Annotated in this window: 7 protein-coding genes; 6 read left to right on the plus strand and 1 reads right to left on the minus strand. The window is 59.8% G+C overall.

Translation table 11 applies throughout. From position 1 onward, the window contains the following. The first annotated feature begins 81 nt into the window (after nucleotides 1-81). Genes OC610_RS16395 through OC610_RS16405 form a run of 3 tightly spaced genes read left to right on the plus strand, consistent with a single transcriptional unit; the run spans nucleotide 82 to nucleotide 2,896 of the window. On the plus strand, nucleotides 82-762 hold the full coding sequence (locus tag OC610_RS16395) for a C39 family peptidase (RefSeq protein ID WP_264429060.1): 681 nt from the start codon (nucleotides 82-84) through the stop codon (nucleotides 760-762). A gap of 57 nt (nucleotides 763-819) precedes the next feature. After that, nucleotides 820-1,566 (plus strand): hypothetical protein, encoded by a 747-nt coding sequence (locus OC610_RS16400; RefSeq protein WP_264429061.1) that lies wholly within the window; start codon nucleotides 820-822, stop codon nucleotides 1,564-1,566. Nucleotides 1,567-1,612: 46 nt separating this feature from the next. After that, nucleotides 1,613-2,896, plus strand: coding sequence for a hypothetical protein (locus tag OC610_RS16405; protein ID WP_264429062.1), 1,284 nt, complete (start codon nucleotides 1,613-1,615; stop codon nucleotides 2,894-2,896). Between the two features lie 137 nt (nucleotides 2,897-3,033). On the opposite strand, the gene OC610_RS16410 is transcribed toward OC610_RS16405, so the two are convergent. After that, nucleotides 3,034-4,359: a sigma-54 dependent transcriptional regulator gene (locus tag OC610_RS16410; RefSeq protein WP_264429064.1), complete on the minus strand. Its 1,326-nt coding sequence runs from the start codon at nucleotides 4,357-4,359 to the stop codon at nucleotides 3,034-3,036. A gap of 342 nt (nucleotides 4,360-4,701) precedes the next feature. Here OC610_RS16410 and OC610_RS16415 point away from each other — a divergent pair, with 342 nt between their 5' ends. From OC610_RS16415 to nhaB, 3 genes are all read left to right on the plus strand, one after another. Continuing rightward, a complete protein-coding gene (locus OC610_RS16415) occupies nucleotides 4,702-4,968 on the plus strand; it encodes a hypothetical protein (RefSeq protein WP_030142711.1) in 267 nt (88 codons plus the stop codon). Between the two features lie 188 nt (nucleotides 4,969-5,156). After that, nucleotides 5,157-6,446, plus strand: coding sequence for a hypothetical protein (locus tag OC610_RS16420; protein WP_264429066.1), 1,290 nt, complete (start codon nucleotides 5,157-5,159; stop codon nucleotides 6,444-6,446). A 95-nt stretch (nucleotides 6,447-6,541) separates the two neighbouring features. After that, nucleotides 6,542-8,044 (plus strand): sodium/proton antiporter NhaB, encoded by a 1,503-nt coding sequence (gene nhaB / locus OC610_RS16425; protein ID WP_264429067.1) that lies wholly within the window; start codon nucleotides 6,542-6,544, stop codon nucleotides 8,042-8,044. Nucleotides 8,045-8,063: the final 19 nt, after the last annotated feature.

Consider the following 8,063-nt stretch of genomic DNA (forward strand, 5'->3'; position numbering starts at 1 on the left):
GGACTCATTTCAATGCCTTGGATGAAGGGTGCTGCTGGGAAAAGGGGCTTTTTTCCCGGATGTCCATCAGGCGTATCGATCATGCGTGCGACTGCCCTTTGCCTGCTCTTTTGCTTTGCCTGCGCGACCGAGGCCGCACAGATGCCCGTCGCCGCCCTGCCTGGCGGCATGCTGGTCTACAAACCCGTGCAAAGCGTGCGCGAGCGCAAGTTCAGCGACATCATCGAACAGAAAACCGATTTCAGTTGCGGCGCCGCCGCGCTGGCCACTGTCTTGCGCCAGGCCTATTGGCTTGACGTCGACGAAGAGCACGTCATCAAGGGCATGCTGGTCAACGCCGACCAGGACCTGGTTCGCACCCAGGGCTTTTCCATGCTGGACATGAAGCGCTACGTCGAAACCATCGGCATGCGCGCCCGTGGCTATCGGATACCGCCGGAAAAACTCGAAGCGGTGACGATCCCGGTCGTGGTCCTGATGGAAATCCGCGGCTACAAGCATTTTGTGGTCTTGCAGCGGGCCGACAGGCAATGGGTCTACATCGCCGACCCGGTGCTCGGGCACAAGCGCTACGCCCATGACGAGTTCGCCAAAGGCTGGAACGGCATCGTCTTTGCCATCGTCGGCCCCGGCTACGACAAGACCAACGCCTTGCGCAGCCCGCCGCAACCGCTGACGGCACGTAACAAACTGGACGGGTTCAACCCGGTCAAGGACGCGGAATTGATGGATTTCGGCTTCATCCAGAGCGACTTTTTCTAATCGCCGAACAACTGCCAATAAAAATACAAAAGGAGCAGGATGCTCCGGGAGCAACACATGAAACGCTCATACTGGCTCACGCTGGCCTGCCTGGCCGCAACGACGTCGGGTCTCGCCCACGCCGGTTTCAAACCCATCGAAGTCAAGGACCAGGAGCTCGCCGAGCTGCGCGGTCGCTACGTCATGCCCGGAAGGGTCATCAGCTTTGGCATCGTCATGAGCAGCACCTGGCGCAACGCCAGTGGAGACGTGATCGGTGCGTCCAGCTCCATGCAGATCCAGGCCTCAACGGTCAAACCGCAATTCTACGTCTCGACCATCAAGCAAACCGGTAACGGCAGCACCCCGGAACAGGGCAGCGGCACGATTACCGGCGGCGCCGGCCTTGGTTCAGGCCAGGGCGTGACCCAGAGCGTGCGCGCTGCGGGCGACGGCAACAGCGCCTACAACAACGTCAGCATCAATGTGAAGGAAAGCAGCCAGGCACCTGCCCTGGCGCCATCCCAAGGCCAATTGCTGACCAAGGGCCAGACCATCAGCGGCAGCAACGCCGCCGGCAGCGTCGCGGTCACCGCCACCGGCAGCGGCGTGCAAATGGCGATCCAGGCCAGCCACAACCAGGGCAGCACCCTGCAACAGGTAGCCCAGGGTGGCTTGTTGCAGAACACCCGCCTGCTGGGCAACAGCAACCTGGTCAACAACATGACCCAGCTCAACGTGGTGCTGAACAACAACGGCCCCAGCGCTGGGGCCTTGGACTGCAACCTGACGCAACTGCGCGGTCTTCGAAATCTCGGATATTGATCTACGCTGATCTCCGATCATTGGGCATATAGGGACGGCATATTTCATGTATCGATCCGTATCGTTGCGCGCTGTGATGTGTTTAAGCACGTTGTTCCCGGCGACCTTGCTGCAAGCAGCACCGGATGCCGACATCGAGGCCCTGAAGCAGGAACTTCTCGAGCTCAAGCAACGTTACGAGGTCCAGCAAAAAGCCTTGGCGGTACTCGAACAGCGAGTCCGCCAGGTCGAAGATCAACCCGCCGCCCCGCCACCCAAACGCCTGGCCAAATCGCCGGCCGACCTGAAAGGCAACCAGGGCGTGGGCGGCAGTGGTGCGACAACGGCGGGAGGCAGCGGTTACGGGCAATCCCTGGCCGACGATTCGCAACCGGCGCAAAGCGTTTCCAACCTGTATGACGAGGCCAGCGGCTTTTTCGGTGGCGGCAGATTCAGCTTCGAAACCGGCGTGACCTATTCGCGCTACGATACGCGGCAACTGATCCTCAACGGTTTCCTGGCCCTGGATTCGATTTTCCTCGGCAACATCAACCTGGATCGGATAAAGGCCGACACCTGGACCCTGGATCTCACCGGTCGCTACAACTTCGACAATCGCTGGCAGTTCGACCTCAACGTGCCAGTGGTCTATCGCGAATCAACCTATCAGTCCGGCGGCGCCAACCAAGGCGCGGCCGGGGTCACCAGCGAAGAAACCGTGACCCGCGACCCAACCATCGGCGACGTCAATTTCGGCATCGCCTATAAGTTCATGGACGAATCGGTCAGCAGCCCGGACGCTGTCGTGACCCTGCGCGTCAAGGCGCCCACCGGCAAGGATCCGTTCGGCATCAAGCTGCGCCAATCCCAGGCCAACACCAACCTGTTCGTGCCGGAAGACCTGCCCACTGGCAACGGCGTCTGGTCGATCACGCCGGGGATTTCGCTGGTCAAGACCTACGATCCGGCGGTGCTGTTCGGCAGCCTGTCCTACACCCACAACTTCGAAGAGTCGTTTGACGACATCAGCTCCACGGTCAATCAGAAAGTGCCGGGCAAGGTGCAGATCGGCGACAGTTTCCAGGTCGGCGGGGGTATTGCCTTTGCCTTGAACGAAAAGATGAGCATGGCGTTCTCGGTGTCCGATCTGGTCCAGCGCAAAAGCAAGCTCAAGCAGAACGGCGGGGATTGGGAATCAGTGGTCTCCAGCGACGCCAATGCCGGCTACTTCAACATCGGCATGACGCTGGCTGCCAGCGACAACCTGACCATCGTGCCCAACCTGTCCATCGGGCTGACGGACGATGCGCCGGATTTCACCTTCAGCCTGAAATTCCCGTATTACTTCTGAGGAAGACCGACCATTCAAGTCATACACTGTGGGAGCGAGCCTGCTCGCGAAAGCGGTCTGTCAGCCACCACTATGGGACTGATAGACCGCTTTCGCGAGCAGGCTCGCTCCCACCTTAATGTTGTTGCGCAGGTGATTCAGCGAATCTGATGCTTGTGCAACAACCGATAGAACGTCGGCCGCGACACGCCCAGCACCCGGGCGGCGACACTCAGGTTGTCGCTGTGGCGGTTGAGTACATCACTCAACGCCTGGCGCTCGGCGCGGGTCTTGTAGTCTTCCAGGGTGCCCATCGGTGCGGCGACGCCCTGGTGGCTCGCCAGGCCAAGATCCCGGGCTTCGATCTGCCGCCCCTCCGCCAGCACCAGGCCGCGACGGACTCGGTTGGCCAGTTCGCGGACATTACCGGGCCAGTCATGCATCCCCATCGCCACCAAGGCGTCTTCGCTGAAGCTGCGCGGCCGCCGACCGGTTTCATGGCTATAGAAATGCGCGAAGTGACTGGCCAGCATCGACAAGTCCCCGTGGCGCTCTCGCAATGGTGCCATCACCACCTGCAAGACGTTCAAGCGGTAGTAAAGGTCTTCGCGAAAACGCTTGTGTTCGATCGCCGCTTCCAAGTCCACGTGGGTCGCCGCAAGCACTCGCACATCCACCGCAATCGGCTGGCTGCCGCCCACCCGCTCGATGTGTTTTTCCTGGAGGAACCGCAGCAGGTTAGCCTGCAACTCCAGCGGCAGGTCGCCGATTTCGTCCAGGAACAACGTGCCGCCGTGGGCCGCTTCGATCCGTCCGATCTTGCGTTGGTGGGCGCCGGTAAAGGCCCCTTTCTCATGGCCGAAGAGCTCGGACTGGATCAGATGCTCGGGGATCGCGCCGCAATTGATCGCGATAAACGGCTTGTTGCGCCGGTGCGATTGGCAATGCAGGGTGCGCGCCACCAATTCCTTGCCGGTACCGCTCTCACCACGAATCAGCACCGGTGACTCGGCGGGAGCCAGTTTGCTCAACAGTTTGCGCAGCTCGCGAATCGGTTTGCTGTCACCCAGCAGTTCATGCTCCGGCTGGTCGATATGAACCGAGCCCTGCCCCCTCAGCCGCGCCATGCCAAAGGCTCGGCCCAACGTCACCTGGACCCGGGAAACATCGAAGGGCAACGTGTGGAAGTCAAAAAACCATTCACAGACGAAATCGCCGACGTTTTTCAGGCGCAGCACTTCCTGGTTCAGCACGGCGATCCATTCCGCGCCGCTGCGGCTGATCAATTCCTTGACCGCTTCGGGGCGCTCCAGATGAAACGGCTGCAAGCGCAAGAGGCCAACGTCGCAGCTTCGGTCGCTCGCGTGCTCCAGGGAACAACTGTCGACATTCCAGCCGATGGCACGCAGCCCCGGCATCAGGCGATGACAATCATCGCAAGGATCGACCACGAGCAAACGACGCAACGCACTGGCTTCGATCATGACTGATCCTTGGCGCCAAAAATAAGGAAATATGATTAGAAACAGGCGTTTGGCGAACCTGCATGTAACAGTAGCAAGAAGTTGACACTTGCTTGTATCGATTAGTTATCGAGACGGGCATGAAGCGGTTATAAGCGAGCGTTTCGTTAGTTCATGGCACCTGTCATCTTTCACCACCCTTTCAAACAAAAGGGCAAAAGCCTGGTCTGAAAGAAAATCGAAATTTATTCATCAATTGTGTGACCTGCTCCCGGGTTCGGGACATCAGTACAAGTAACCCGCCGCACGGTAAGCCCAACCGACGGCACATCATTTGATTGGGCACCCTTGAGAGATAACGCCATGAACGCCCCGCTCCGTATCAACGAAGCTCTTTTGATTGCCGACCGCGCATTCCGTCCTTTCCAATGCGTGGCCTGGGCCCCACAAGACGGTAACGGCGAACTTAGCCTGACCGTCATCGACCGCACCAATACGCATATTGGCCGGACTCAGATCCCCAGCAGCGCTTATACCGATCCTGCTCAACTGGCCGACCTGTTGAAACAGGCCCGTGCCGAATTGAGCCAGGAAGGCTACAAACTGCAATCCTGGTCCATGCCTGAATAATGCCCTGACAAGCCGGTTGTTTATTTGCCGGCTTGGCATTGGATTGCAAAGCCATTGTTTAGGCACGAATAGTCTTCGTGCCTGCAGGACCTGACAGTTGTGCACTGTCTGTTTCAAGGATTGAATATTGCTCTCATGCAAACACCGCCTCTTTATCCAGGCCGGTCGATGCGCAAGGAGAGCCACGCATGCCCGTTCAATCCGCATTTGCACTCCCGATACCCCGGGCTCAGGCCGGGCACCTCGATACAGGCTTTGCCGACGGCGGTAAAGCCTGGGTTCGTTTTCCAGGGAACACCTCGACGCTCACCACCGGATTGGCCGTTGACCATGCTGGCCGAATTCTAATGGCCACGCGAGTGATGACAGCCCAAGGAAGTCGCTTCGGTCTTGCCCGGCTTACCGCGAACGGCATGATCGACAGGGACTTTGGCATCAACGGCTACGTGGTCGACTCGTTCGAATCGGGTTGCGAAGCCACCGCGGGCAAGGTCACCGAACTGCCCGACGGTAATATCCTGTTATCCGGCCTGCATTACGAAAGCGCCGACAATACCCTCCCTGCCCTGGCGCTGTTCGATCCCAACGGTCATGCCGTCCATGGTTTTGGCGATGCCGGGCGACAAGTCGTGCGACTTTGCGGCAATCTTTCCCAGGGCATGCGCGATCCCTGGCTACCGCCCGGCGTGCCTGGGGTCGAAGCCTGTGACATGCGCGTACAGGCCGATGGCAGGATATTCATCCTGGCCAACCATCACTTCCAGACGTCCGATCACGTTGGCGTGTTGATTCGATTGTTGCCGGACGGCTCACTGGATGACTCGTTCAACCATCGTGGTTTCGTGATGGTTCGGCGGCTGCTGAAAAACAGCTGGCTGAGCTGCCTGGCCCTGCAGGCCGACGGCAACATCGTCGTAGGCGGTGCCATCGATTGGCCCCAGCGCGGCCTGATGGCTCGCTATGACGCCGGCGGCCAACTCGACGAGCGCTTCGGCGACGGCGGTTTCCTGTCCTTCACGGCCCAGGGACGCAGCGTGATGGTCAGCCAGGTCGTTCAAGACACCAACGGCGACTTGCATGCTTTTGGCGGCAGTCGCGACCCCATGCATTGTCTGTCGGCGTGCATTCCCAAGGACGGCCAACCGACGCCGGACAACCACGACGGCCAATGCCGTCTCCTGGCAATCGGCAATCATGCCAGCCAGTGGACAGCCGCCCAGATGCAAGCGGATGGAAAAATCGTGACGGCTGGCGCAACCATCGGCGGCATCGAGGCCGATTTCATCCTGGCTCGACACCTGCCGGACGGCAATCTGGATCCGGCGTTCGGCCAGGGCCAGGGTTGGCTGCGCACTCGACTGGGCTACAGCCTCGATACCGCGACAGCCGTGGCCGTGCAGGCCGACGGAAAAATACTGGTGGGAGGGCATTCGTTACAGGGCACCTCAAGAGCCGTGTTGACGCGGTACAGCGCCTGATTTCCGATCCTTTCGGCCAGCGGTAACAAGTCCTACGCTTGATATTCCTCATGGCTTACGGCAAGTTGCGCGCTTCTAATTAAAAGGAGCAGCCAATGTCCGGTCAAATGGCTCAAGCTTTTGCGCACAACTTCCTGGGGCAATCTCCGCGCTGGTACAAAGCGTGCGTCATCATTTTCCTGATTCTCAATGCGTTGGCGTTCTTTACGCTGGGCCCTGTCGTGGCCGGTTGGATGCTGGTCCTGGAATTCATTTTCACGCTGGCCATGGCCTTGAAATGCTACCCGCTGATGCCTGGCGGGCTGTTGGTCCTGCAAGCCGTGGCGCTGGGCATGACCACGCCAAAAGCGCTGTACGACGAACTGGTCCACAACTTCCCGGTCATCCTGTTGTTGATGTTCATGGTGGCGGGCATCTACTTCATGAAGGATTTGCTGCTGTTCCTGTTCTCTCGCCTGCTGTTGGGCGTGCGTTCGAAGGCAGTATTGGCCTTGATGTTCTGCTTCCTCTCGGCATTCCTGTCGGCATTCCTCGATGCGCTGACGGTGACGGCGGTGATTATCAGCGCCGCAGTGGGTTTCTATGCGGTGTACCACCGCGTAGCCTCAGGCAATGACCCGCGCCAGGACAGCAGTGTCGATGAAGACCATGACCTGCCGTCATTGCACCATCAGGATCTGGAACAGTTCCGCGCCTTCCTGCGCAGCCTGCTGATGCACGGCGCCGTGGGCACTGCGCTGGGCGGTGTCTGCACCCTGGTCGGCGAACCACAGAATCTGCTGATCGGCCATGAAATGGGCTGGCACTTCGTCGACTTCTTCATCAAGGTCGCGCCAGTGTCGCTGCCCGTGCTCGTTGCCGGGCTGGTGACCTGCGTGGCGCTGGAGAAACTGCGCTGGTTCGGCTACGGCACGCTGCTGCCAGATAATGTCCGGGCGGTATTGGCCGATTATGCCGAGCAAGACAATCGTGAGCGCACCGCACGCCAGCGTGCTGCCCTCATCGTCCAGGGTATCGCCGCGCTGATCCTGATCGTGGCCCTGGCCCTGCACCTGGCCGAAGTCGGCCTGATCGGCCTGACAGTGATCGTGCTGATCACCGCATTCACCGGTATCACCGACGAGCACCGGCTCGGTAGCGCGTTCAAGGACGCCATGCCCTTTACCGCGTTGCTGGTGGTGTTCTTCGCGGTGGTCGCGGTCATTCACGACCAACACCTGTTCTCGCCGCTGATCCAATGGGTATTGGCCCTGCCTGCCGACCAGCAACCTGGCATGCTGTTCATCGCCAACGGCCTGTTGTCGGCCATCAGCGATAACGTCTTCGTCGCGACGATCTATATCACCGAAGTGAAGCAAGCCTTTGTCGCCGGCAACATGAGCCAAGAACACTTCGAGACCCTGGCGGTCGCCATCAACACCGGCACCAACCTGCCCAGCGTTGCCACGCCCAACGGCCAGGCGGCGTTCCTGTTCCTGCTGACGTCGGCGATTGCCCCGCTGGTTCGCCTGTCCTATGGCCGCATGGTCTGGATGGCGCTGCCTTATACCGTGGTGATGGGTGGCCTGGGCTGGTATGCGGTGACTTACTGGCTTTAACGCAACTATTGGGTGATGG

Source organism: Pseudomonas agronomica, from assembly GCF_025917275.1.
GTDB lineage: Bacteria > Pseudomonadota > Gammaproteobacteria > Pseudomonadales > Pseudomonadaceae > Aquipseudomonas > Aquipseudomonas agronomica.

Bases quoted from the DNA above. Each gene is read 5' to 3' on its own strand.
- nhaB (WP_264429067.1), top strand. From the start codon at position 6,542: ATGTCCGGTCAAATGGCTCAAGCTTTTGCGCACAACTTCCTGGGGCAA.
- OC610_RS16395 (WP_264429060.1), top strand. From the start codon at position 82: ATGCGTGCGACTGCCCTTTGCCTGCTCTTTTGCTTTGCCTGCGCGACC.
- OC610_RS16420 (WP_264429066.1), top strand. From the start codon at position 5,157: ATGCCCGTTCAATCCGCATTTGCACTCCCGATACCCCGGGCTCAGGCC.
- OC610_RS16400 (WP_264429061.1), top strand. From the start codon at position 820: ATGAAACGCTCATACTGGCTCACGCTGGCCTGCCTGGCCGCAACGACG.
- OC610_RS16410 (WP_264429064.1), bottom strand. From the start codon at position 4,359: ATGATCGAAGCCAGTGCGTTGCGTCGTTTGCTCGTGGTCGATCCTTGC.
- OC610_RS16415 (WP_030142711.1), top strand. From the start codon at position 4,702: ATGAACGCCCCGCTCCGTATCAACGAAGCTCTTTTGATTGCCGACCGC.
- OC610_RS16405 (WP_264429062.1), top strand. From the start codon at position 1,613: ATGTATCGATCCGTATCGTTGCGCGCTGTGATGTGTTTAAGCACGTTG.